At 50.4% G+C, this 23,577-nt stretch carries 21 protein-coding genes; 10 read left to right on the top strand and 11 right to left on the bottom strand.

The genetic code is table 11. The annotated features are described in order from the left end of the window. Window positions 1-40: 40 nt before the first annotated feature. The 6 genes from ACJHWT_RS02110 to yeiP form a co-directional block, all read right to left on the bottom strand. Window positions 41-1,597 carry a cyclic di-GMP phosphodiesterase gene (locus ACJHWT_RS02110; protein WP_000470583.1) on the bottom strand — a complete coding sequence of 519 codons (1,557 nt, stop codon included), beginning with the start codon at window positions 1,595-1,597 and terminating at the stop codon, window positions 41-43. A gap of 180 nt (window positions 1,598-1,777) precedes the next feature. Then, window positions 1,778-2,344, bottom strand: coding sequence for a bifunctional murein DD-endopeptidase/murein LD-carboxypeptidase (gene mepS, locus ACJHWT_RS02105; RefSeq protein WP_000241011.1), 567 nt, complete (start codon window positions 2,342-2,344; stop codon window positions 1,778-1,780). Between the two features lie 410 nt (window positions 2,345-2,754). Then, complete coding sequence (lpxT, locus tag ACJHWT_RS02100; protein WP_001317950.1) at window positions 2,755-3,468, bottom strand: Kdo(2)-lipid A phosphotransferase; 714 nt, start codon at window positions 3,466-3,468, stop codon at window positions 2,755-2,757. A gap of 38 nt (window positions 3,469-3,506) precedes the next feature. Beyond that, window positions 3,507-4,493, bottom strand: coding sequence for a zinc-binding GTPase YeiR (gene yeiR, locus ACJHWT_RS02095; protein ID WP_000198811.1), 987 nt, complete (start codon window positions 4,491-4,493; stop codon window positions 3,507-3,509). Window positions 4,494-4,610: 117 nt separating this feature from the next. Beyond that, the gene (locus ACJHWT_RS02090; protein WP_001091918.1) at window positions 4,611-6,077 is read right to left on the bottom strand and encodes a mannitol dehydrogenase family protein; all 1,467 of its coding nucleotides are present in this window, start codon (window positions 6,075-6,077) and stop codon (window positions 4,611-4,613) included. 222 nt (window positions 6,078-6,299) lie between these two features. Next, a complete protein-coding gene (gene yeiP, locus ACJHWT_RS02085; protein ID WP_001136827.1) occupies window positions 6,300-6,872 on the bottom strand; it encodes an elongation factor P-like protein YeiP in 573 nt (190 codons plus the stop codon). Window positions 6,873-7,026: 154 nt separating this feature from the next. Between yeiP and ACJHWT_RS02080 the strand changes: the two genes are divergently transcribed. Then, complete coding sequence (locus ACJHWT_RS02080) at window positions 7,027-7,281, top strand: YkgJ family cysteine cluster protein (RefSeq protein ID WP_000389030.1); 255 nt, start codon at window positions 7,027-7,029, stop codon at window positions 7,279-7,281. Here the strand turns inward: ACJHWT_RS02080 and setB are convergent. Beyond that, on the bottom strand, window positions 7,278-8,459 hold the full coding sequence (setB, locus tag ACJHWT_RS02075; RefSeq protein ID WP_021539262.1) for a sugar efflux transporter SetB: 1,182 nt from the start codon (window positions 8,457-8,459) through the stop codon (window positions 7,278-7,280). The genes ACJHWT_RS02080 and setB overlap by 4 nt on opposite strands. 366 nt (window positions 8,460-8,825) lie before the next feature. Here setB and fruB point away from each other — a divergent pair, with 366 nt between their 5' ends. From fruB to ACJHWT_RS02045, 6 genes are all read left to right on the top strand, one after another. Further along, on the top strand, window positions 8,826-9,956 hold the full coding sequence (gene fruB / locus ACJHWT_RS02070) for a fused PTS fructose transporter subunit IIA/HPr protein (RefSeq protein ID WP_021539261.1): 1,131 nt from the start codon (window positions 8,826-8,828) through the stop codon (window positions 9,954-9,956). Beyond that, window positions 9,956-10,894, top strand: a complete 939-nt coding sequence (gene fruK, locus ACJHWT_RS02065; RefSeq protein WP_000091263.1) for a 1-phosphofructokinase — start codon at window positions 9,956-9,958, stop codon at window positions 10,892-10,894. The genes fruB and fruK overlap by 1 nt, the downstream gene beginning before the upstream one ends. 16 nt (window positions 10,895-10,910) lie before the next feature. After that, a complete protein-coding gene (gene fruA, locus ACJHWT_RS02060; protein ID WP_021539260.1) occupies window positions 10,911-12,602 on the top strand; it encodes a PTS fructose transporter subunit IIBC in 1,692 nt (563 codons plus the stop codon). Window positions 12,603-13,025: 423 nt separating this feature from the next. Further along, entirely contained in the window at window positions 13,026-13,967 is a 942-nt protein-coding gene (locus ACJHWT_RS02055) for a pseudouridine kinase (protein ID WP_021539259.1), read from the top strand. Next, a complete protein-coding gene (psuG, locus tag ACJHWT_RS02050; protein WP_021539258.1) occupies window positions 13,955-14,893 on the top strand; it encodes a pseudouridine-5'-phosphate glycosidase in 939 nt (312 codons plus the stop codon). The genes ACJHWT_RS02055 and psuG overlap by 13 nt, the downstream gene beginning before the upstream one ends. A 93-nt stretch (window positions 14,894-14,986) precedes the next feature. Beyond that, on the top strand, window positions 14,987-16,237 hold the full coding sequence (locus tag ACJHWT_RS02045; RefSeq protein WP_000353878.1) for a NupC/NupG family nucleoside CNT transporter: 1,251 nt from the start codon (window positions 14,987-14,989) through the stop codon (window positions 16,235-16,237). Between the two features lie 67 nt (window positions 16,238-16,304). Here the strand turns inward: ACJHWT_RS02045 and ACJHWT_RS02040 are convergent, their stop codons facing one another. Beyond that, a complete protein-coding gene (locus ACJHWT_RS02040) occupies window positions 16,305-17,003 on the bottom strand; it encodes a transcriptional regulator YeiL (RefSeq protein ID WP_021539257.1) in 699 nt (232 codons plus the stop codon). A gap of 129 nt (window positions 17,004-17,132) precedes the next feature. On the opposite strand from ACJHWT_RS02040, the gene rihB reads away from it, so the two are divergent. Both rihB and ACJHWT_RS02030 read left to right on the top strand, forming a co-directional pair. Beyond that, window positions 17,133-18,074, top strand: coding sequence for a ribosylpyrimidine nucleosidase (rihB, locus tag ACJHWT_RS02035; protein ID WP_000415429.1), 942 nt, complete (start codon window positions 17,133-17,135; stop codon window positions 18,072-18,074). A gap of 99 nt (window positions 18,075-18,173) precedes the next feature. After that, window positions 18,174-19,424 carry a NupC/NupG family nucleoside CNT transporter gene (locus ACJHWT_RS02030; protein ID WP_021539256.1) on the top strand — a complete coding sequence of 417 codons (1,251 nt, stop codon included), beginning with the start codon at window positions 18,174-18,176 and terminating at the stop codon, window positions 19,422-19,424. A 55-nt stretch (window positions 19,425-19,479) separates the two neighbouring features. On the opposite strand, the gene ACJHWT_RS02025 is transcribed toward ACJHWT_RS02030, so the two are convergent. The 3 genes from ACJHWT_RS02025 to ACJHWT_RS02015 all read right to left on the bottom strand — a co-directional run bounded on the left by ACJHWT_RS02025 (window position 19,480) and on the right by ACJHWT_RS02015 (window position 22,552). Then, a complete protein-coding gene (locus ACJHWT_RS02025; RefSeq protein WP_021539255.1) occupies window positions 19,480-20,568 on the bottom strand; it encodes a sugar kinase in 1,089 nt (362 codons plus the stop codon). A 3-nt stretch (window positions 20,569-20,571) separates the two neighbouring features. Then, window positions 20,572-21,429 carry a deoxyribonuclease IV gene (gene nfo, locus ACJHWT_RS02020; protein WP_001561664.1) on the bottom strand — a complete coding sequence of 286 codons (858 nt, stop codon included), beginning with the start codon at window positions 21,427-21,429 and terminating at the stop codon, window positions 20,572-20,574. A 73-nt stretch (window positions 21,430-21,502) separates the two neighbouring features. Next, window positions 21,503-22,552 (bottom strand): YeiH family protein, encoded by a 1,050-nt coding sequence (locus ACJHWT_RS02015; RefSeq protein WP_000182053.1) that lies wholly within the window; start codon window positions 22,550-22,552, stop codon window positions 21,503-21,505. Window positions 22,553-22,650: 98 nt separating this feature from the next. Between ACJHWT_RS02015 and yieE the strand changes: the two genes are divergently transcribed. Then, window positions 22,651-23,532: a DNA-binding transcriptional regulator YeiE gene (yieE, locus tag ACJHWT_RS02010; RefSeq protein WP_000548294.1), complete on the top strand. Its 882-nt coding sequence runs from the start codon at window positions 22,651-22,653 to the stop codon at window positions 23,530-23,532. Window positions 23,533-23,577 lie beyond the last annotated feature (45 nt).

Below are 23,577 nucleotides of genomic sequence, written 5' to 3'. Positions count from 1 at the left end.
GCATGCTTTCACTATGAATAATAAGGGACGTAAGCACACCTTACCACTGCGGCGTATACGGTTTCTTCAGCCAGCGAACAAAATCGTCCAGCGGTAACGGGCGACTAATCCAGTAGCCTTGCATGAAATTAACGCCGCGTTCGCTTAGCCATCGTGCCTGTTCTGGCGTTTCGACCCCTTCAGCAACTGTCAGCATATTGAGACGTTTCGCCAGTGTCAGCACCGCGTCAAGTACGGGTGAAGTGATCGTTTCCGTACCGATGGCGTTGATAAATCCACGATCAATTTTCAGATAATCGAGCGTAAAACGCTCAAGATAGATAAGCGCGCTGTGCCCGGTGCCGAAGTCATCAATAGCAATTTCTACGCCGACCGAGTGCAGCCAGGCGAAGAGTTGTGTGGCTTCTCGCTCTTTCAGCATATCGCGCTCGGTAATTTCCAGCACAATCTGGAAATGGTGTGCGGGCAGGGAAGTGAGCAGTTTCTGGATATCCGCTTTAAAGCTTTCGCTGTGCAAGTGGGCCGGCGCAATGTTAATGCCAAATTTGACGCCTACCGGCAGTACTTTTTCTAATTCTGCGGCATCGCGGGCAATCAACTCAAACAGGTGCTGAGTCAGTGGCACAATCATCTTTTGCGCTTCGGCAAAGTTAATGAAGGCATCCGGGGGGATTTCACCTGCTACTGGATGCCGCCAGCGTAGCAGTACTTCCAGGCCCGTTACCCGCAAAGCTTGTGTATCAACCACCGGTTGATACACCACGTAAAATTGTTCGCGCTTGATGGCGGTCATGATTTCTCTGCCTGGGCGCATACGCACACTCATCAGGTAATAGCAGAGAAGTCCAACGAAAGTTCCACTCATGCCACCCAGTAAAAATGCGTACCACACATCGTTCCATGTCCAGTCATCTGCATAAAGCCGAACGGTCAGAGGAATGCCCGCAATTTTAGTTTCACGGACCGGCATGTCGGTTAATTCATTAACGTTCATCAAACGTGAAGAAAAGGTAGATAGCGCAGTATTACCAATAATGAGGGCGACGCCATCGTAATCTTCCTGCCGTGAACTATAAAAGAGAGAAGGCGTCAGATTGAGATTCAGCGCGGCAAACACGCCACTATTTTTCAACAACGGGTTGCGATACCAGATGACGATTGCGGGTTTGTTCGGCACCATCGGCGTACCGGGTAAGATCGCCATATCGACATTTTTATTAATGTCGAGCGCCGGAATCAATTCTTTTAGTGGAATGTCCATCTCACCAGTCGCAGATGAACAGAATGTTTTTTTATCTTTCACCAGCACAAACGTACGGACATTCATGCTAAACGCCGCGCGGGCAGTCAGTTCGGGGTTAGCCTGCTGGCAGGTATCTAAGGTCAGCGGCTGGAGCCGGTCAGTAGTGGATTTAAGGTCGGCAAAATAGGTATCGAGATACTTTTGTACGTCGGTAATCAGTGTGTCGTATTTGACTTCGTGCTTATGCCAGGCCACTAAAAACTGAAGGCAGCTCACCAGTATCGCAATCATCACGCCTGCAACAATGCAGGTAAGCAGGAGCTTACGTCCAGAATTGGGAGCGCGTATAAACATGATTCCGTTAATTTCCTGAAATTACGACAACATTTAAAAGATAACAATGACCGGACTATAGCCTGGATCAAGACGCGGAAACATCATTTTCTCTGATGAATGAAAACAAAAAAGCACTGCCTAAGCAGTGCTTTCAGTTAACTCGTCAGGATAGCCAAGGGATTGCATCCAAACGGTTTATTAGCTGCGGCTGAGAACCCGGCGTGCTTCGTTGTAACGCTTCTTCCAGTACGGTTCATTCATGCTGGAAATAATAACACCACTGCTGGTGGAAGCATGGACAAACTGATTGTTGCCGATATAAATACCGACATGGCGTCCCGTTGAACCGGCACGGAACAGAACTAAATCACCCGTACGCAAATTACTGCGGGAAACCGATTTACCCATTTCCTGCTGTTCGTAAGTCGAACGCGGAAGTTCTAAGCCAAATTGCTCACGGAATGTACGCTGTACGAAACCAGAACAATCGATACCTTTTTTAGTGCTGCCGCCCAGACGATAGCGTACGCCTTTCCAGTCAGCATACTGATCCATAATTCGCGATTTTACGTCGACATTACGAACCAGGTTTTCAAATTCATCCTGAGAAGCTTGCAGTGATGATGTTTCACTACCCACTGCACGTGTCTCAGGATGCATATTCTTTGCGGTGTTATTTGCACTACATGCAGAAAGCAGAACCGCTACTGCAATCGCGGGGATCCCGCGCAAGATATATCTCAAAATCGGTTGAGATTTGACCATGTTGTTTGTTTTCCCTTGAAGTCCTTAACGACAAATATCGTTATAAAAAAATGCCAAGCGACACGAGACTAATTACCTGGGCATGTTGAAACAATTCCTTAAGGCCAAATCTGTGGACTAACGCACAAAATTATATGCTGTGAGGATAATCTACCGCCGAGGCAAAACGAGTTCGAGATTACCCGATTGGTGCGGTCTTGGCGAGCGGTTTTACATGATTTTTTATAAGAAAAAGTGATACAGAAAGTTAATAAGCGGGATTGGTCAATTAAAGTACGATTGAGTGAAGCGCATGCAATCCATTCATTTACTTAGAGAATGATTTTTGCGTACGATGGATTAAAGCAGGGGGGCATCATCAGGATTATCCTCTCTATGAAAATAAACCTGATGATGTTAATTACTGTGAGTTATTTGTTTTGGTAATGTTTGTTTTTTCCCGGTAGTGATTTGTCAAAAAAGGTGATTAATCGATCACTTAATGGCGTCAGCAACACCCAGGGCAAACCGATCAATATCACGGTCATCGAACCGACAATGATGTCAGTAAACCAGTGTGCGCCAATCATTACTCTGGGAAACGCAAACACCACAAAAATAATAAGGGCGATAAGGCCTGCAACTTTGCCGAAATAACGCCACATGAATGCCGAAAAAATAAGCAGCATCATACCGTGATCGCCGGGAAAGCTATCTCGTGAGGCATCTTTCGTGGGAACAGAGAGCAGTTCGCTGACGCGGTTAATATCGGTAAAAGTCAATGTTGGGCTGGCCCGTTTTACAGGAATTAATGCCTGACCCAGCTGGTTTAATACCACTGCAGTTAATAGCATGACCAGACCAATAATCACGATACGTCGTCTGCCTGGGGCGTTTTCTTTCAGCCAGAAACTCAGCATCAACATTCCCATCGCCAGCAGTGAACAACCGTCGAAAGCGCGATTGTTGGTCAATGCAACCAGCCACAAAAAGGCCTTACTTTCGACCAGTTTCTGATTAAAAAAATAAAAAATATCCGCATCAATCGGCAACCAGAATCCATGATTAACGGGAATATACCAGGAAAGAAACAGCGCGAGGCCGACAATATTCAACAACACTATTTGCGGCAAATTTTTAATCATATTTTCTCTAATTATCTTACTGAAAAACGCAGGCAACCTTACGCGGTGGTCGCTAAACGAAGCTTCAACAGCGCGCTCTGCAAGGCATTCCAGTCAGCTTCGCTGCTGGAAATCAGCTCAATACGACTGTCCGGTGGCGCAACGTTTTGCGTTTCAATGTGCAGGTCATCGCCCTGACGGTTGATTCGCACCAGCCCTTCGGGAATACGCATCACGCCTTTGACGCGTTCCACCGGTGCAAGTCGCGCCCATTCCAGAATGCCAATGGTGTCGAATACCGTATCAGCGTCGAATATCCAGCCACAGGCCTGATATCCTTGCCCGCTGTTCAGACTGCGACGCCAGCGTTGATGCTCTGGCAGGCTTAACGCTGCTAACCCTTTTTTCACGCCATGCTGATGAGAATGCGCGGCGCTGGCGGGCAACTCGGCTAAATTGCGACGCGGCAAATCCAGAAGATGACCGTCAATTTTCCCATGCTCGCTGTGAATTAATTGCCGATCGCCACCATTTTGCTGCCACCAGCGCTGTAGCGCTTGCTCACTTTCGGGCGTCGCACGGTCGGATTTATTGGCGACAATAATGTCTGCGGCAGCCAGCTGGTCACGGAAGTTTTCATTGCTGGCGCTTTTTTCGTCCAGCAGCAGGCGTGGATCGAGAATGCACAACGTGGCGCGCAGATCTATCCACGGTTCATACACGGGCGCGGTTAAGAGATCTAGGATCTGTTTCGGATGACCCAGTCCGGTCGGCTCTATCAACAAGCGGTCTGGTTTTCCCTGACGCAGTAAGGTATTCAATCCTACCTGCATGGGTAAACCATTAACGCAGCACATGCAGCCGCCGGGGATCTCTTTCAGCAATGCGCCGCTATCGGCGAGCAAAGCACCATCAATTCCGACTTCCCCAAATTCATTAACCAGTACCGCCCATTTTTCGTTGGGATCTTTATGGGCTAACAGATGAAGAATCGACGTGGTTTTCCCGCTGCCGAGAAAACCGGTGATGAGGTTGGTCCTGGTCACAACGGCTCCGCAATACTCTTAAAAGTTAACTGAGCGTTAATCCTGGCTAAAAACGGCAGAAAAGAGAAGGGGAGAGCGGACGAAGGCGAGCTTCATCCGCTTTAACCGCAGAAATCGTTAAATTTTGAGGGTGTTTAATAGCGCCTGATGCGCGCCGAATTGTGCGATTTGTTGCCAGGCTTGTTCGATGGCCTGCACAAAATGCGGGTTATCTGGCAGATCATCACCGAAAACTTCACGCAGGGAAAGCAGGGCGGTGACGCGTTGCTCACTGCTGCTGCCCGCAACAAGATCGCGAATTTTATCGCTAAGCGGATCGCGAACATCAATGGTATTTCCGGCATCATCAACGCCGCTGACGTAACGCATCCAGCCTGCAACGCCTAATGCCAGCAACGACCAGTCCGTTTCGCGCGCCAGATGTATGCGAATACCTGCCAGCATACGTTGCGGTAATTTCTGGCTACCATCCATTGCGATTTGCCAGGTCTTATGTTTCAGCGCCGGGTTAGCAAAACGTGCAATTAACTTATCCGCATATTGTGTTAAATCGACATCTTTAATCCGCAGTGTCGGCGCTTGCTCATCCAGCATTAATGTTCTGGCGGCATGGCGAAATGCGCGATCCTGCATGCAATCACTGATGTGCGCGAATCCTGAGAGGTAACCCAGATAAGCGAGAAAAGAGTGGCTGCCATTAAGCATACGCAGTTTCATCTCTTCCCATGGCAGGACATCATTCACCATTTGTACACCTGCGACTTCCCAGGCAGGACGCCCAGCGACGAAGTTATCTTCCACCACCCACTGGATAAACGGTTCGCAGCTAATCGCACAGGGATCATTCACCCCCAGATGCTGGCTGATTTCCGCCAGTGATTCGTCGGTTGCTGCCGGAACAATACGGTCGACCATGGTTCCCGGAAAACTGACGTGTTCTTTTATCCACCCGGCGAGTTCTGGTGAACGTTTTTCCGCCATCCCCAGCACCGCGTTTTTCACCACATGGCCATTGTCGGGAATATTGTCGCAGGAGAGTACGGTAAACGGTGCAAGGCCGCGTTCACGGCGTCGTTTCAGTGCTTCGACGAGAATACCCGGCGCGGAGTGAGGTTCTTCAGGATTTTGAAGATCGTGAATAATCCGCGGATTGCTGGTGTCGAGTGCACCGGTGGCTGGGTCAATACAATAGCCTTTTTCGGTAATCGTCAGGGAAACAATTGCCACCTGTGGCTCGCAAAATTTCTCAATAATTGCCGCTAAGGAATCCAGTTTTGCATTAAGGCATTCGTGAACGGCACCGACAATTATCGCCTGATTGCCGTCCGCCCCTTTCTCCAGCACGGTATATAAATGGTTCTGTGCGCGGAGCTGGCTCATCAGTTGATCACCGCTGAACAAGCTGATTTCACAGATCCCCCAGTCGCCGCCCTGGGCATTCAGCACACGATCGGTCAGTAACGCCTGATGAGCGCGGTGAAAGGCTCCAAAGCCAAAATGAACGATACGTGATTGCAACTGCTGGCGATCGTAGCGTGGAGCGTGTACATGATGCGGGAGCGTAACGGAGGCGATTGTATTCATAGGAGTCACGTCTTAGTAACGATTAATTAACAATGACAGTGTAAAGTTATATGACAGCAATTGAAATTGGTCTGGATTGTTAATGCGATGAAGTGTGAGGGCGATCAATCAACGAGTGAATATTGCGGGTGTAAGGTGTTCAGGAAGCGCAAAATAGAAGATTGGTATAATAAATTAAAAAAGGGACAGCCTGAGCTATCCCTTTTCTGCATGCGGCTGAAGTTAGTCAGCACGCCCCATATAACGGCGTTCTTCGATATGGATACGAATTTTTTCGCCCGGGCTTAAGTATTCTGGTACCTGAATCACCAGACCAGTGCTCAATGTCGCCGGTTTGTTACGGGCGCTGGCAGATGCCCCTTTGATGCCTGGTGCAGTTTCAACGATTTCCAGATCAACGGTCTGCGGCAGCTCAAGCGCCAGCAGTTGACCGTCCCAGGTCAGCACCTGCATGTCCGGCATGCCGCCCTCAGGCATAAACAGCAACTCTTCTTCAATCTGATCTTTGGTGAAGGTATACGGGGTATAGTCTTCTTTATCCATAAAGACATATTCGTTGCCATCGACATAGGAGAAGTCAACGTAACGGCGGGTCAGCGTCACGGTGTCAACGATATCATCACCTTTGAAACGCTCTTCTACTTTCAGCCCGGTACGGACATCAGAAAAACGCATTTTGTACAGCGTAGCGGCACCGCGGGCAGTGGGCGACTGAATATCAATGTCCTTAACCAGCAGCAGTTTGCCGTTGTAATTCAGTACCATACCTTTTTTAATTTCGTTCGCTCTTGGCATCGAAAAATTCCTGTAGTCGAAAATGTCAAAAATATCGCGACAAAGTACTCGCGACGGGCCTTTCGGGCAAGTGGTATTCGCACTTTTGCTGGTGCAAAAAAGGTGGTACTGTGCGCGCTCATCAATCCGGTGGTTAACCTTAAGAGAACAACGTATGGAATGCCGTCCGGGTTGCGGGGCGTGTTGCACTGCCCCTTCAATTTCCAGCCCTATTCCCGGTATGCCAGATGGCAAGCCCGCCAATACGCCCTGCATTCAGCTTGATGAACAGCAACGCTGTAAAATTTTCACCTCGCCACTGCGACCGAAAGTCTGTGCAGGCTTACAAGCCAGCGCTGAAATGTGCGGTAACTCGCGTCAGCAGGCAATGACCTGGCTTATCGATCTGGAAATGCTGACCGCGCCTTAAACATCTTTAATTCGCAGTAAGCAAAACAGAGTAGCGATAATCATCACCATCGCAAACCAGAACACAGCGTGATAATTCCAGATCTCGGCGACGATGCCCGCCACTGATCCTGCGATGATCCAGCCCACGCGCGACGTGTTGGTATCGAGCGTGGTGGCTGAACCTGCCTGACCGGGCATCAAATCCTGAAAATAGAGCATCCCGATGCCGCCCAGAATGCCAATAAAAATAGCATTTAGCAGCTGCAAGCCCAACAGAATGACAGGTGAATGCGCCATCAGCATTCCTGCGTAAAAACAGACGCCACCCACGGCAGCAACGCGCATTAAGAAGCGCTTACCCAGACGTTTGGCAAAATATCCGGCGATCAACATGGTCGGGATTTCCAGCCCTGCGGCGGTCCCCATCATCACACCGGCCAGTTTCTCGGGAAGATGCAGTTCGTTGATAATAAATAGCGGCATGTTGATGATGTACAGGCTGTTCGAGCCCCACATCAATGTACAAATGACAAACAGCAGCAACGTATCGCGACGGTTACGGCGCGGCGCTTCAACCGTGCCGGTCGCCAGCGGAAGCTCTTTTTGCATCGACGGCAAAAACAGCCACACCATCACGCCGCAAACAATAAACGCTACCGCTGCGCTCAGATACATTACCGTAAAGCTGAAACCCATCGCTAAGGCATAAGCCAGCGGTGGGCCAATGACCCATGCCAGTGAAACCTGAGCGCGTAAAAAAGAGCTGAACATCACCGCCTCACGTCCGGTTTTGTCAGCATGTTCACGGGCAAGGGCAAACATTTGCGGGTTAGCGGTTGAGCCAAAGCTGCTAAGAAAGACGCCAACGAATAGCAAAACAAAGTAGTTGCGATTCCAGGCAAAAAGGGTGCAGGCCAGCACGCCTAACAGGCAGCAAAAGACAATCAGCGATTTGCGATCGCCGCGCTTATCAGAGCGCCCGGCGAGAAACTGACTCACCAGAATCCCAATGACAGCGCTGCCGGTAAAGAAGAATCCCACCATCGCCGGACGGGCATGTACTTCATCAGTAAGAAAAATACTGAGTGTCGGGGTTTGCAGAGCGCCCGCAATACCGGTGAGAAAGGCAACGATTAAAAACGCCGTCGAGGTCAGGTCAAACGATTTCGCGCTGGTGACTGCGGGGGAGTTATGCATGCTGGTCGATCACTGGAAGAGGAAGACGCGGAGTTTACGCTGCTTGTCAGAAAATAAACAGACAGCGAAATCAAAAGCGCCACGAATAATCAAAATGCCATTTCACTGTTGCTGATTGGCTGCTGACGCTGCTGAAATGAAATTGCTGATAACGGATTTTCCCATCAGCAATTAGGAAAAATGACAAAAAATTGTGCAGCACATCAAACTTTTGCTCATAACTTTACGGCTTTCCTTGCGTGCTGAAACAAAAGTATTATGCTTTCTTGAAACGTTTCAGCGCGATCTTGTCTTTAACCCTAAGCCAGGTTGGCGCTTTTTTCTCATAGGAGCTGAATCGTTTCAATTCAGCAAGAGAGGAGAACTATGTTCCAGTTATCCGTACAGGACATCCATCCGGGCGAAAAGGCCGGAGACAAAGAAGAGGCGATTCGCCAGGTCGCTGCGGCGCTGGTGCAGGCCGGTAATGTAGCTGAAGGCTACGTCAATGGCATGCTGGCGCGCGAACAGCAAACCTCAACGTTCCTCGGCAATGGTATTGCTATTCCACACGGCACTACCGACACCCGCGATCAGGTGCTGAAAACCGGCGTTCAGGTATTTCAGTTCCCGGAAGGCGTCACCTGGGGTGACGGCCAGGTAGCGTACGTGGCGATCGGTATTGCTGCCAGCTCGGATGAACATCTGGGCCTGCTACGCCAGCTGACCCACGTACTGAGCGATGATTCCGTTGCTGAACAACTGAAGTCAGCAACAACAGCAGAAGAACTTCGCGCATTGCTGATGGACGAAAAGCAGAGTGAGCAGCTGAAGCTCGACAACGAAATGCTGACGTTGGATATCGTCGCCAGCGATCTGCTGACTCTTCAGGCGCTGAACGCTGCGCGTCTGAAAGAGGCGGGGGCAGTTGACGCCACTTTCGTCACCAAAGCCATCAATGAACAACCGCTGAACCTCGGGCAGGGTATCTGGCTGAGCGATAGCGCCGAAGGCAATCTGCGTAGCGCGATTGCGGTAAGCCGTGCGGCAAATGCTTTTGATGTGGACGGCGAAACGGCAGCCATGCTGGTGAGTGTGGCGATGAATGACGATCAGCCCATCGCGGTTCTTAAGCGTCTCGCTGATTTGTTGCTCGATAATAAAGCTGACCGCTTGCTGAAAGCGGATGCGGCAACGTTGCTGGCGCTGCTGACCAGCGATGATGCGCCGACCGACGACGTGTTAAGCGCGGAGTTTGTGGTGCGCAATGAACACGGCCTGCATGCTCGTCCAGGTACCATGCTGGTCAATACCATTAAACAATTTAACAGTGATATTACCGTGACAAACCTTGATGGCACCGGCAAACCGGCAAACGGACGTAGTCTGATGAAAGTTGTGGCACTTGGCGTTAAGAAAGGTCATCGCCTACGCTTTACCGCCCAGGGTGCAGATGCTGAACAGGCGCTGAAAGCCATTGGCGACGCTATCGCTGCTGGTCTTGGGGAGGGCGCATAATGAGTAGACGTGTTGCTACGATCACCCTTAATCCGGCTTATGACCTTGTTGGTTTCTGCCCGGAAATTGAACGCGGCGAAGTGAACCTGGTGAAAACCACCGGTCTGCATGCGGCGGGTAAAGGCATCAACGTGGCCAAAGTATTAAAAGACCTGGGAATTGATGTCACCGTTGGCGGCTTCCTGGGTAAAGACAATCAGGATGGTTTTCAGCAACTGTTCAGCGAGCTGGGCATTGCCAACCGTTTCCAGGTTGTACAGGGGCGCACCCGAATTAACGTTAAGCTGACGGAAAAAGACGGCGAAGTGACCGACTTCAACTTCTCGGGTTTTGAAGTCACCCCCGCCGACTGGGAACGCTTTGTGACTGATTCTCTGAGCTGGCTCGGTCAGTTCGATATGGTCTGTGTCAGCGGAAGCTTACCGTCAGGCGTCAGCCCGGAAGCGTTCACCGACTGGATGACTCGCCTGCGTAGTCAGTGTCCTTGCATTATCTTTGATAGTAGCCGTGAAGCGTTAGTAGCAGGTTTGAAAGCGGCACCGTGGCTGGTGAAACCTAACCGCCGCGAGCTGGAAATCTGGGCAGGCCGTAAACTGCCTGAAATGAAAGATGTGATTGAAGCTGCGCATGCGCTGCGTGAACAAGGCATCGCGCATGTTGTTATTTCACTGGGTGCCGAAGGCGCGCTTTGGGTTAATGCCTCCGGCGAATGGATCGCCAAACCACCGTCAGTCGATGTCGTAAGCACCGTTGGCGCAGGGGATTCTATGGTTGGTGGCCTGATTTATGGCTTGCTGATGCGTGAATCCAGTGAACACACACTGCGTCTGGCGACAGCTGTTGCAGCCCTGGCGGTAAGTCAAAGCAATGTGGGTATTACCGATCGTCCGCAGTTGGCCGCAATGATGGCGCGCGTCGACTTACAACCTTTTAACTGACAGCAGGAGAGGCATAATGAAAACGCTGCTGATTATTGACGCTAATCTCGGTCAGGCACGCGCCTATATGGCGAAGACCCTGCTGGGCGCGGCGGCGCGAAAAGCAAAACTGGAAATCATCGACAATCCGAACGACGCAGAAATGGCGATTGTTCTCGGTGATTCCATCCCGAATGACAGCGCGCTGAACGGTAAAAATGTCTGGCTGGGTGATATTTCCCGGGCAGTTGCGCACCCTGAGCTGTTCCTGAGTGAAGCCAAAGGCCATGCGAAACCTTACACTGCGCCGGTCGCTGCGGCAGCACCGGTTGCCGCCAGCGGTCCGAAACGCGTAGTTGCGGTGACTGCTTGCCCGACTGGCGTAGCACACACCTTTATGGCGGCTGAAGCCATTGAAACCGAAGCGAAAAAACGTGGCTGGTGGGTGAAAGTTGAAACCCGTGGTTCGGTTGGCGCGGGTAATGCAATCACTCCCGAAGAAGTCGCAGCAGCGGATCTGGTGATTGTGGCGGCAGATATCGAAGTGGATCTGGCGAAATTTGCTGGTAAACCGATGTATCGCACCTCTACCGGTCTGGCGCTGAAGAAAACCGCGCAGGAACTGGATAAAGCGGTTGCTGAAGCAACGCCGTATGAACCGGCGGGCAAAGCTCAAACAGCGACCACTGAAAGTAAGAAAGAGGGTGCAGGCGCTTACCGTCACTTGCTGACGGGCGTCTCTTACATGCTGCCGATGGTCGTTGCAGGTGGTCTGTGTATCGCGCTTTCTTTTGCTTTTGGTATCGAAGCGTTTAAAGAGCCGGGTACGTTGGCTGCGGCGCTGATGCAGATTGGTGGTGGTTCAGCCTTTGCGTTGATGGTGCCGGTACTGGCAGGTTATATTGCCTTTTCCATTGCCGATCGTCCGGGTCTCACGCCGGGTCTGATTGGCGGTATGCTGGCGGTCAGCACCGGTTCTGGCTTCATTGGCGGTATTATTGCGGGCTTCCTGGCTGGTTACATTGCGAAGTTAATCAGTACGCAATTGAAACTGCCGCAGAGTATGGAGGCGCTGAAACCGATCCTGATCATTCCGCTAATTTCCAGTCTGGTGGTCGGTCTGGCGATGATCTACCTGATCGGTAAACCGGTTGCTGGCATTCTCGAAGGGTTGACTCACTGGCTGCAGACCATGGGGACTGCGAATGCGGTTCTGCTGGGGGCGATCCTCGGTGGCATGATGTGTACTGACATGGGCGGTCCGGTAAACAAAGCAGCGTACGCATTCGGTGTGGGTCTGCTGAGTACTCAAACCTATGGCCCGATGGCGGCGATTATGGCGGCAGGTATGGTGCCACCGCTGGCAATGGGTCTGGCAACAATGGTGGCGCGTCGCAAATTCGACAAAGCGCAGCAGGAAGGTGGCAAAGCCGCTCTGGTACTTGGTCTGTGCTTTATTTCGGAAGGTGCAATTCCGTTTGCTGCTCGTGATCCGATGCGTGTGCTACCGTGCTGTATCGTTGGTGGGGCGCTGACTGGCGCAATCTCAATGGCGATTGGTGCGAAACTGATGGCACCACACGGTGGTCTGTTTGTTCTGCTGATCCCTGGCGCTATTACGCCGGTACTGGGTTACCTGGTAGCCATTATTGCCGGTACGCTGGTGGCGGGTCTGGCCTATGCCTTCCTGAAACGTCCGGAAGTGGACGCAGTAGCGAAAGCAGCGTAATAAAAGGTGTGTTACAGGGCAGAAATTTCCTGCCCTGTAACATTTGATGCGCGCAAAGAGAATGACCGGTTTGTGAATGTAATTTTATGAATTTAAATGGTTTTATCTTTTAGTAGAAACCTGAAACCTTCATCAAACACTAAGGTTATTTCCTCAAGGGCAGATTAATTTCTGCCCTTTTTTATTGTTCCTGTTCTGTGCATCCCGTCACAAATTCCCCGTTTTTATAATTCAGGCATTTAATCGCGTTTTGTGAGCCTGCTCAAATCTGCCCATTTTGCCTCTCTGGCGGTAATTTACTTTACGTAAAACATGCATACTATGAGCACATGTTTAAATATGAACACATGTTTAAACCGTCTTTGCAGTATCAATATTCTTGTGGATTGACAGGGTTGGTAATTTTTTACCAGAGGACGTGCTATGCGCGAAAAGGATTATGTCGTAATTATAGGTTCGGCGAATATTGATGTCGCCGGATATTCACATGAATCATTAAATTATGCGGATTCAAATCCAGGTAAAATAAAATTTACGCCTGGTGGAGTCGGGCGCAATATTGCACAAAACCTGGCGTTGCTGGGGAACAAAGCCTGGCTACTGAGCGCCGTAGGCAGTGATTTTTATGGTCAATCGCTGCTAACGCAAACCAATCAATCTGGCGTTTATGTCGATAAATGCTTGATTGTGCCGGGAGAAAATACGTCAAGCTATTTATCATTACTCGATAATACCGGTGAAATGCTGGTTGCTATAAATGACATGAATATTAGCAACGCTATTACAGCTGAATATCTCGCACAGCACCGTGAATTTATTCAGAGGGCAAAGGTCATTGTCGCAGACTGTAATATCAGTGAAGAGGCACTGGCATGGATTCTGGATAATGCCGCCAATGTACCTGTATTTGTCGATCCGGTTTCGGCATGGAAATGTGTCAAAGTGCGCGACCGTCTAAATCAGATCCACACCCTGAAGCCAAACCGCCTTGAAGCGGAAACCCTGAGTGGGATTACGCTGTCAGGGCGTGAAGATGTGGCAAAAGTTGCTGCCTGGTTCCATCAACATGGCCTGAACCGAATGGTATTGAGCATGGGCGGCGACGGCGTTTATTACAGTGATATCAGCGGTGAAAGTGGTTGGTCTGCGCCGATCAAAACCAATGTCATTAATGTTACCGGAGCGGGCGATGCCATGATGGCGGGGCTTGCTTCGTGTTGGGTAGACGGAATGCCGTTTGCCGAATCTGTTCGTTTCGCACAGGGATGTTCGTCAATGGCGCTCTCCTGTGAATACACCAATAACCCCGATTTATCGATTGCCAACGTTATATCGTTAGTGGAGAACGCAGAATGTCTGAATTAAAAATTTCCCCTGAATTATTACAAATTTCCCCAGAAGTGCAGGACGCTTTAAAAAACAAAAAACCGGTTGTGGCGCTGGAATCGACCATTATTTCTCACGGGATGCCGTTCCCACAAAATGCCCAGACCGCAATTGAGGTTGAAGAAACTATTCGTAAACAGGGTGCTGTACCTACCACTATCGCCATTATTGGCGGCGTGATGAAAGTGGGTTTAAGCAAAGAAGAAATTGAATTGCTGGGTCGTGAAGGGCATAACGTGACCAAAGTTAGTCGTCGCGATTTACCTTTTGTTGTTGCCGCCGGAAAAAATGGCGCAACCACCGTTGCTTCAACGATGATTATTGCGGCGCTTGCCGGAATTAAAGTATTTGCCACGGGGGGAATTGGTGGTGTGCATCGCGGGGCGGAACATACCTTCGATATTTCTGCCGATTTGCAAGAACTGGCAAATACTAATGTCACCGTTGTTTGTGCCGGGGCGAAATCTATTCTCGATTTAGGCTTAACTACCGAATATTTAGAAACTTTCGGTGTACCGCTAATTGGCTATCAGACCAAAGCGCTGCCTGCGTTTTTCTGCCGCACCAGCCCGTTTGACGTGAGCATTCGTCTCGACAGCGCCAGCGAAATTGCCCGTGCAATGGCGGTGAAATGGCAAAGCGGGCTGAACGGTGGCCTCGTGGTAGCGAACCCGATTCCGGAACAGTTTGCTATGCCGGAACACACTATCAATGCGGCGATCGATCAGGCGGTAGCTGAAGCTGAAGCGCAGGGTGTTATTGGTAAAGAAAGTACGCCATTCCTGCTGGCGCGCGTTGCTGAGTTGACCGGCGGTGACAGCCTGAAATCCAACATCCAGCTGGTGTTCAACAACGCCATCCTGGCGAGTGAAATAGCCAAAGAATACCAGCGTCTCGCGGGTTAATTTCTGACGGGCAGAAAGCCGTCGCCCGTACTCATCAAGCATACCAAAACCTGGCGCTGACGCCGGGTTTACTGGCATGAAGGGAAAATCAATATGGATATAATGAGAAGTGTTGTGGGGATGGTGGTGTTACTGGCAATAGCATTTCTGTTGTCAGTGAATAAAAAGAGCATCAGTTTGCGCACGGTTGGAGCCGCGTTGCTGCTACAAATCGCCATTGGCGGAATCATGCTCTATTTTCCACCAGGAAAATGGGCGGTAGAACAGGCGGCATTAGGCGTTCATAAAGTGATGTCTTACAGTGATGCCGGTAGCGCCTTCATTTTTGGTTCGCTGGTCGGGCCGAAAATGGATGTCCTCTTTGACGGTGCGGGTTTTATCTTCGCCTTTCGCGTACTTCCGGCGATTATCTTCGTCACTGCGCTCATCAGTCTGCTGTACTACATTGGCGTGATGGGGCTGCTGATTCGCATCCTTGGCAGCATTTTCCAGAAAGCCCTCAACATCAGCAAAATCGAATCTTTTGTTGCGGTTACCACTATTTTCCTCGGGCAAAATGAGATCCCGGCGATCGTTAAACCGTTTATCGATCGCATGAATCGCAACGAGTTGTTTACCGCAATTTGTAGCGGGATGGCGTCCATTGCTGGTTCGATGATGATTGGTTATGCCGGAATGGGCGTACCAATTGATTACCTGTTAGCGGCATCGCTAATGGCGATCCCTGGTGGTATTTTGTTTGCACGTATTCTTAGCCCAGCCACCGAGCCTTCGCAGGTGACATTTGAAAATCTGTCGTTCAGCGAAACGCCGCCAAAAAGCTTTATCGAAGCGGCGGCGAGCGGTGCGATGACCGGGCTGAAAATCGCCGCTGGTGTGGCGACGGTGGTAATGGCGTTTGTCGCAATTATTGCGCTGATCAACGGCATTATCGGCGGAATTGGCGGCTGGTTTGGTTTCGCCAATGCCTCTCTGGAAAGTATTTTTGGCTATGTGCTGGCACCGCTGGCGTGGATCATGGGTGTGGACTGGAGTGATGCCAACCTGGCGGGTAGCCTGATTGGGCAGAAACTGGCGATTAACGAATTCGTCGCTTACCTGAGCTTCTCCCCATACCTGCAAACGGGCGGCACGCTGGAAGTGAAAACCATTGCGATTATCTCCTTTGCGCTTTGTGGTTTTGCTAACTTTGGTTCTATCGGTGTTGTCGTTGGCGCATTTTCGGCTATTTCGCCAAAACGCGCACCGGAAATCGCCCAGCTTGGTTTACGGGCGCTGGCAGCAGCAACGCTTTCCAACCTGATGAGCGCGACCATTGCCGGGTTCTTTATTGGTTTAGCTTGAGTGTCATTGCCGGATGTACGCGCTTATTAAGCGTCACATCCGGCAATCGCTCTATTGCAAATAATTTTTACTGCATCATCCCTGAGAATTTATTTTCCGGGTCCATCTCCAGTGCCAGTCCTGACAACTGCTTTCTGTTTTTAATTAGATACCCTTTCTTGCTTTTAATTAATAAACCGTCGTGAATGAATTGCGCGAGAACATATAAAAGATGTCGATAAGAAACACCTAAATACTCTGCCGCTTGCGTATGCTTTTCGTGATAAAGATCACCTTCCTGCGAGAGTAATATAAAAGCTGCCAGGCGATTCACTAACGGAAATGATTGATTCTGAGTTAAAGAAACAATATTACGATAATTTTTATGACTTAAGGTGACGCAGAGTTTTCGTAAAAATAGCGTGTCGTTTAATAACAGCGGGCGGTAATGTTTCATAGGGAGCGCAAGGCACCAACACTCATCAATAGCCTGCACCGCACGCGGTTCATGGTCTTTGTCGATTAACTCAATCTCGCCAATAAAACAGGGAGCGGCAAAGAAATCGATCAGCGACACGCGACCATTAGCAAGCGTGGCGTAAAGCCTGGCGCGGCCTCGCGTCAGATAAAACAGCCATGACGGCTGTTGCCCTTCCTGCACAATGTAGTCACGCGCTAAAAAATGAAACAGCCGCGTATCGGCTGAAACATCCGTTGAAAAGCAATCCTTAAACGCAGATTCACTCATCAATTGCTGCTTAAGGTCATTATTGTGGATTTCTTTCACGATGTTTATCCGCTATGAGATTTCTCATATTTAGCATACTTACGCTGTTGTTAAGATTCAATCATCGGCCCGATCGAATTTTCTTTGCTGTAGAAAAAATAACGCAACTGGAAACAGAGGAAATAAACAATGGAAAAGAGAAAAATTATTCTGGATTGTGATCCGGGTCATGATGATGCTATTGCCATAATGATGGCAGCGAAACATCCGGCGATTGATTTATTAGGTATCACCATTGTGGCGGGTAATCAGACGCTTGATAAAACATTAATTAATGGCCTGAATGTTTGCCAGAAACTGGAGATTAATGTTCCGGTTTATGCGGGGATGCCACAGCCCATTATGCGTCAACAAATCGTTGCCGATAATATTCACGGTGAAACCGGACTGGATGGCCCGGTATTCGAGCCGCTGACCCGCCAGGCAGAAAGCACTCATGCGGTGAAATATATCATTGATACCCTGATGGCAAGCGATGGCGATATCACTTTGGTGCCGGTTGGCCCACTTTCAAATATCGCGGTGGCAATGCGTATGCAACCCGCGATCCTGCCGAAAATCCGTGAAATTGTGCTGATGGGCGGCGCTTACGGTACTGGCAACTTCACCCCATCTGCCGAGTTCAACATCTTTGCTGACCCGGAAGCCGCACGCGTGGTGTTCACCTCCGGCGTTCCATTAGTGATGATGGGCCTCGATCTCACCAACCAGACCGTTTGCACCCCGGACGTGATTGCTCGGATGGAAAGGGCAGGCGGCCCTGCCGGAGAGCTGTTCAGCGACATCATGAACTTCACTCTCAAAACCCAGTTCGAAAACTACGGCCTGGCTGGCGGCCCGGTGCATGACGCCACCTGCATCGGTTATCTGATTAACCCTGATGGCATTAAAACCCAGGAGATGTACGTCGAAGTGGACGTTAACAGCGGCCCTTGCTACGGGCGTACGGTCTGCGACGAGCTGGGCGTTCTTGGCAAGCCCGCCAATACCAAAGTCGGCATCACTATTGATACTGACTGGTTCTGGGGATTAGTCGAAGAGTGCGTGCGCGGCTACATCAAAACCCATTAAGTGTTGATAACAAGCCGGGACAGTATCGCAAGATGCAGGCCCGGCTATTTCTGATGGGCAGAAAGCCGTCGCCCAAAATGACATGAAGAGATAATAACTATGGATGTCATGAGAAGTGTTCTGGGAATGGTGGTATTGCTGGCAATTGCGTTTTTGCTGTCAGTAAACAAGAAGAAGATCAGCCTGCGTACCGTTGGCGCGGCGTTAGTGTTACAGGTCGTGATTGGCGGCATTATGCTTTGGTTACCACCAGGGCGTTGGGTCGCAGAAAAAGTCGCTTTTGGCGTGCATAAAGTGATGGCGTACAGCGATGCAGGTAGCGCATTTATCTTTGGTTCTCTGGTCGGACCAAAAATGGATACCTTATTTGATGGCGCAGGATTTATCTTTGGTTTCAGGGTATTACCGGCAATTATCTTCGTTACAGCACTGGTGAGTATTCTCTACTACATCGGTGTGATGGGGATCTTAATTCGCATTCTCGGCGGTATATTCCAGAAAGCATTGAATATCAGCAAGATTGAGTCATTCGTCGCGGTCACTACCATTTTCCTCGGGCAAAACGAAATTCCGGCAATCGTCAAACCCTTTATCAATCGTCTGAATCGCAATGAATTATTTACAGCGATTTGTAGCGGGATGGCCTCGATTGCTGGTTCGACAATGATTGGTTACGCCGCACTGGGCGTGCCTGTGGAATATCTGCTGGCGGCATCGTTAATGGCGATCCCCGGCGGGATCTTGTTTGCCCGCCTGTTAAGCCCGGCAACAGAATCTTCGCAGGTTTCCTTTAATAACCTCTCTTTCACCGAAACACCGCCAAAAAGCATTATTGAAGCCGCTGCGACAGGGGCAATGACCGGGCTGAAAATCGCCGCAGGTGTGGCGACAGTAGTGATGGCATTTGTCGCCATCATTGCGTTAATTAACGGTATTATCGGCGGCGTTGGCGGCTGGTTTGGCTTTGAACATGCCTCGCTGGAGTCCATTTTAGGTTACCTGCTGGCCCCACTGGCGTGGGTAATGGGTGTTGACTGGAGTGATGCGAATCTTGCCGGGAGTTTGATTGGACAGAAACTGGCAATAAATGAATTTGTCGCTTACCTCAATTTCTCACCTTATCTGCAAACAGCTGGCACTCTGGATGCTAAAACCGTGGCGATTATTTCCTTCGCGTTGTGCGGTTTCGCTAACTTTGGTTCTATCGGGGTGGTGGTGGGGGCGTTTTCTGCGGTTGCGCCACACCGTGCACCGGAAATCGCCCAGCTTGGTTTACGCGCGCTGGCGGCGGCGACACTTTCTAACCTGATGAGTGCAACCATTGCAGGATTCTTTATTGGCTTAGCGTAGTGCGCGAGTTATGAGCCGGATAAGATGTAGTCAAGCGTCGAATCCGGCAACATTGTTACACCATCGGCACTAATGAAAGCGCGTTATCGGCAGACAGGGTAGGGTTGTTTAAGCTGCCGCTGGCGCGTGAAATTGCCGCGCAGGCCATCGCAAAACGGGCGCTGTCACGGAAATTGTTTCCCTCCAGAAAGCTATATACCAGGCCCGCCATAAAACCATCGTCAGCACCAAAACTGTCTACTGTCGTATGCGCTGGCGCTGTCAGCAAAAATTGCTCTCCATCCTTTTCGCTGCAATAAACTGACTCATCGGGCAAATAAACAAACAGTTGCTGAACGCCTTGCTGATGCAACGCATTCACTGCGGCATTACGGTCAGCATCGCTGGTGATCGCCTGTCCCCATAAAATTTCCAGCTCCGGTAAAGTGGGTTTCAGGGTGTGAATATGCGCCAGCCAGTGTTTGATTTTGCCCGCTTTGAATTCTGAAACGGTATCGACAAACACCGGGATTTCATCAGCGAGGGTAAAGACCCATTCCAGCGCCTCGGCTGTCAGGTTACAATCAGCAAGTACCACGCCCGCATGACGAAGTAAATCGCGCGACCCGTTCAGTAGTTGCGGTGTCAACTGATCCAGCAGATGGGTATCGTTAATCGCCAGCACGGTTTGATCGTCTCGATTGGCAATTGCCAGATACGTCGATGTGCTTTGGCCATGTAAACGAACGCAGCCGGAGACATTCACGCCGGCGCGGCGCGTTTCTTCCAGGAGCATTTCGCCATAAAAGTCATCGCCAATCACTGAAAGCAAATGGACGTCGCGGCCTAACAGCGCCAGATTGTGGGCGATATTGCGTCCAACGCCGCCTGCCGAGCAATGAATGGTACCGGGATGAGAAGCCGCTTGCGGGTAACGGATATCCGCCATCCCGCGAATATCCATATTGATTGTCCCCACCACTACGCAGTATTCCTGCTCGGTGAGAATGTAACCTTTGCCTTTAATCCGGCCTTTGCGCATTAAATCCATAATATGCGCCGCAACGCGCGAACGGCTGATTTGCAGCATATCCGCAATTTCGTTCTGTTGAATCAGCGGGTTACGCCGTAAAATTTTAAGAATCTGCTTTTCCCTGTCGTTCATCGATCAGGCCACCGCTTTTTCAGTTTGTTGCGCTTTCAGCCAGGCGATCTCTTCTGCCCAGATATCCGGGTTGATGGTTTCAAGGATCAGCGGAATGCCGTCGAAACGGTCGTCCTGCATGATCCAGCGGAACGCATCATGACCGATATTGCCTTCACCGAGGCTATGATGGCGGTCAACGCGGCTGCCAAAGGTGCTTTTCGCATCGTTAAGGTGCATCCCGCGCAGATACTTAAAGCCGACAATACGGGCAAAATCCGCGAACGTTTTCTCGCATTCGGCAGAAGTACGCAAATCATACCCGGCAGCGAAAGCATGGCAGGTATCAATGCAGACGCCGACGCGGGATTTATCTTCCACGCCGTCGATAATCGCCGCGAGATGTTCGAATTTAAACCCTAAGTTACTGCCCTGACCGGCGGTGTTTTCAATCACCGCTGTCACACCTTGAGTTTTATCCAGCGCAATGTTGATGGATTCGGCAATACGCGCAAGGCAATCCTCTTCTGAAATCTGCATCAGATGGCTGCCAGGGTGGAAGTTGAGCAAAGAAAGCCCCAGCTGTTCGCAACGCTGCATTTCATCTATAAACGCATCGCGCGATTTTTCCAGAGCTTCAGCGACCGGATGTCCGAGGTTAATCAGATAACTGTCGTGGGGAAGAATTTGCGCCGATGTGTAGTGATATTTTTCACAGGCGGCTTTGAATTCATCGATGGTTTGCGTCGTGAGCGGTGCGGCACGCCACTGACGTTGGTTTTTGGTGAACAAGGCAAACGCGGTTGCGTCGATTTCGGCGGCGCGAATTGCGGCATTTGCCAGACCGCCAGCAGCACTAACGTGCGCTCCAATGTATTTCATGCGAGGACTCCTGTTAAACCCGCTGGAGGAAAACGATAATGATAGCGGGTTAACAGGAGCAAGATGTAGTGGTTTATGCGATGACGCTTTGAATCACATAGTTAATCGCACCACCACCAACAATCAGCCAGGCAAACAGTACCAGTGCCATCAGCAGAGGTTTCGCCCCGGCTTTTTTCAGCGCGCTGACGTGAGTGGTCAGACCCAGCGCCGCCATCGCCATTGCCAGCAGGAAGGTATCCAGCGTTACCAGCATGTTCACCACGCTCTGCGGTAACAGGTGGAACGAGTTAAAGATGGCAACTACGATGAACAAGATGGCAAACCACGGAATAGTGATTTTGCTTTTCTCGCCGCTGTTCGCCCCAGACAGCTGTTTAACACGCGCCGCCAGCAGGATGAGGAACGGAGCCAGCATCATCACGCGCAGCATTTTGGAAATAACTGCTGCGTTTTCTGCATCCGGGCTGATGGCATGACCTGCCGCCACCACCTGCGCCACTTCGTGCACAGTAGAACCAATGTAGATACCGAAAGTTTCCGGACTAAACCATTGAGACATCAGCGGATATATCGCCGGGTAGAGGAAAATCGCCACGGTCCCGAAGATAACAACGGTTGCAACAGCCACGGTTACTTTACTGGCTTCCGCTTTCACTACCGGCTCAGTCGCCAGTACCGCGGCAGCACCACAGATACTGCTACCGGCACCGATCAACCAGCTGGTGTGCTTATCCAGACCAAACACTTTCTGCCCCAGGAAGCAAGCCAGCAGGAAGGTACTGGACAGCGTCAACACGTCAATGATGATCCCACTGATACCGACATCGGCAATTTGCGAGAACGTCAGACGGAAGCCATAAAGAATGATACCCAGACGTAATAAATATTGCTTGGCAAACAGCACACCACCGTCACAGCTTTTCCAGATGTGCGGATAGATGGTGTTGCCTAAAACCATCCCCAACAAGATTGCGAGGGTGAGGGCACTAAACCCGGCACCCGCAACCGCGGGAATGGAACCACCCCACAGGGCGACCCCGGTGATAACTGCACTCAGGGCTAACCCCGGAATAAAATGCCACAGTGTACGATGTTGTTTCTGTAAGGTGATATTCGTCATAACCCTCTCCTTTAACCGGGCATAAGGTTACGACTAACTGGTTTAAAAATAAAATTGATTATATATTTATAATTAATCTTTATAAGTGGTAAGCGACTATGCACATCACCCTCCGACAGTTGGAAGTTTTTGCAGAAGTATTGAAAAGTGGATCAACCACCCAGGCGTCGGTGATGCTGGCGTTGTCGCAATCAGCAGTGAGCGCAGCCTTGACCGACCTGGAAGGGCAGCTTGGCGTGCAACTGTTTGATCGCGTGGGGAAAAGACTGGTTGTTAATGAACACGGGCGGCTGCTCTATCCGCGCGCGTTGGCACTGCTTGAACAGGCGGTTGAAATCGAACAACTGTTTCGCGAAGACAACGGCGCGATTCGTATCTATGCCAGTAGTACTATCGGTAACTACATTCTGCCTGCAGTCATTGCCCGTTATCGCCATGATTATCCGCAGTTGCCGATTGAACTTAGCGTTGGGAACAGCCAGGACGTGATGCAAGCGGTGCTGGATTTCCGCGTTGATATTGGCTTTATTGAAGGACCGTGCCACAGCACTGAAATCATTTCTGAACCGTGGCTGGAAGACGAGCTGGTGGTTTTCGCCGCGCCGACTTCGCCATTGGCTCGTGGTCCGGTCACCTTAGAACAGCTGGCCGCTGCGCCGTGGATCCTGCGTGAACGCGGCTCCGGCACGCGGGAGATTGTCGATTATCTGTTGCTGTCACATTTACCGAAGTTTGAGATGGCGATGGAATTAGGTAACTCCGAGGCAATCAAACATGCGGTGCGTCATGGGTTGGGAATTAGTTGCCTGTCGCGACGGGTGATTGAAGATCAATTGCAGGCAGGCACATTAAGTGAAGTTGCGGTCCCTCTGCCGCGCCTGATGCGTACGTTGTGGCGTATACATCATCGGCAAAAACACCTTTCCAACGCGCTAAGGCGCTTTCTGGACTATTGCGATCCCGCGAATGTACCGCGTTAAGTTGCTGTACAAGAACATGCTGGTGCTGTGTCGATTTCGTGACGC

The sequence above is a fragment of the Escherichia sp. WS338 genome (genome assembly GCF_046486405.1).
GTDB classification, from domain to species: Bacteria; Pseudomonadota; Gammaproteobacteria; order Enterobacterales; family Enterobacteriaceae; genus Escherichia; species Escherichia coli.
This window is presented reverse-complemented; position numbering and strand designations above follow the sequence as displayed.

What these genes read in the sequence shown, in the direction of transcription:
- fruB (WP_021539261.1), top strand. Translation starts at nt 8,826, where the DNA reads ATGTTCCAGTTATCCGTACAGGACATCCATCCGGGCGAAAAGGCCGGA.
- fruA (WP_021539260.1), top strand. Translation starts at nt 10,911, where the DNA reads ATGAAAACGCTGCTGATTATTGACGCTAATCTCGGTCAGGCACGCGCC.
- ACJHWT_RS02030 (WP_021539256.1), top strand. Translation starts at nt 18,174, where the DNA reads ATGGATGTCATGAGAAGTGTTCTGGGAATGGTGGTATTGCTGGCAATT.
- setB (WP_021539262.1), bottom strand. Translation starts at nt 8,459, where the DNA reads ATGCATAACTCCCCCGCAGTCACCAGCGCGAAATCGTTTGACCTGACC.
- nfo (WP_001561664.1), bottom strand. Translation starts at nt 21,429, where the DNA reads ATGAAATACATTGGAGCGCACGTTAGTGCTGCTGGCGGTCTGGCAAAT.
- yieE (WP_000548294.1), top strand. Translation starts at nt 22,651, where the DNA reads ATGCACATCACCCTCCGACAGTTGGAAGTTTTTGCAGAAGTATTGAAA.
- rihB (WP_000415429.1), top strand. Translation starts at nt 17,133, where the DNA reads ATGGAAAAGAGAAAAATTATTCTGGATTGTGATCCGGGTCATGATGAT.
- ACJHWT_RS02090 (WP_001091918.1), bottom strand. Translation starts at nt 6,077, where the DNA reads ATGAATACAATCGCCTCCGTTACGCTCCCGCATCATGTACACGCTCCA.
- ACJHWT_RS02080 (WP_000389030.1), top strand. Translation starts at nt 7,027, where the DNA reads ATGGAATGCCGTCCGGGTTGCGGGGCGTGTTGCACTGCCCCTTCAATT.
- mepS (WP_000241011.1), bottom strand. Translation starts at nt 2,344, where the DNA reads ATGGTCAAATCTCAACCGATTTTGAGATATATCTTGCGCGGGATCCCC.
- ACJHWT_RS02025 (WP_021539255.1), bottom strand. Translation starts at nt 20,568, where the DNA reads ATGAACGACAGGGAAAAGCAGATTCTTAAAATTTTACGGCGTAACCCG.
- ACJHWT_RS02110 (WP_000470583.1), bottom strand. Translation starts at nt 1,597, where the DNA reads ATGTTTATACGCGCTCCCAATTCTGGACGTAAGCTCCTGCTTACCTGC.
- fruK (WP_000091263.1), top strand. Translation starts at nt 9,956, where the DNA reads ATGAGTAGACGTGTTGCTACGATCACCCTTAATCCGGCTTATGACCTT.
- ACJHWT_RS02015 (WP_000182053.1), bottom strand. Translation starts at nt 22,552, where the DNA reads ATGACGAATATCACCTTACAGAAACAACATCGTACACTGTGGCATTTT.
- psuG (WP_021539258.1), top strand. Translation starts at nt 13,955, where the DNA reads ATGTCTGAATTAAAAATTTCCCCTGAATTATTACAAATTTCCCCAGAA.
- lpxT (WP_001317950.1), bottom strand. Translation starts at nt 3,468, where the DNA reads ATGATTAAAAATTTGCCGCAAATAGTGTTGTTGAATATTGTCGGCCTC.
- ACJHWT_RS02055 (WP_021539259.1), top strand. Translation starts at nt 13,026, where the DNA reads ATGCGCGAAAAGGATTATGTCGTAATTATAGGTTCGGCGAATATTGAT.
- yeiP (WP_001136827.1), bottom strand. Translation starts at nt 6,872, where the DNA reads ATGCCAAGAGCGAACGAAATTAAAAAAGGTATGGTACTGAATTACAAC.
- ACJHWT_RS02045 (WP_000353878.1), top strand. Translation starts at nt 14,987, where the DNA reads ATGGATATAATGAGAAGTGTTGTGGGGATGGTGGTGTTACTGGCAATA.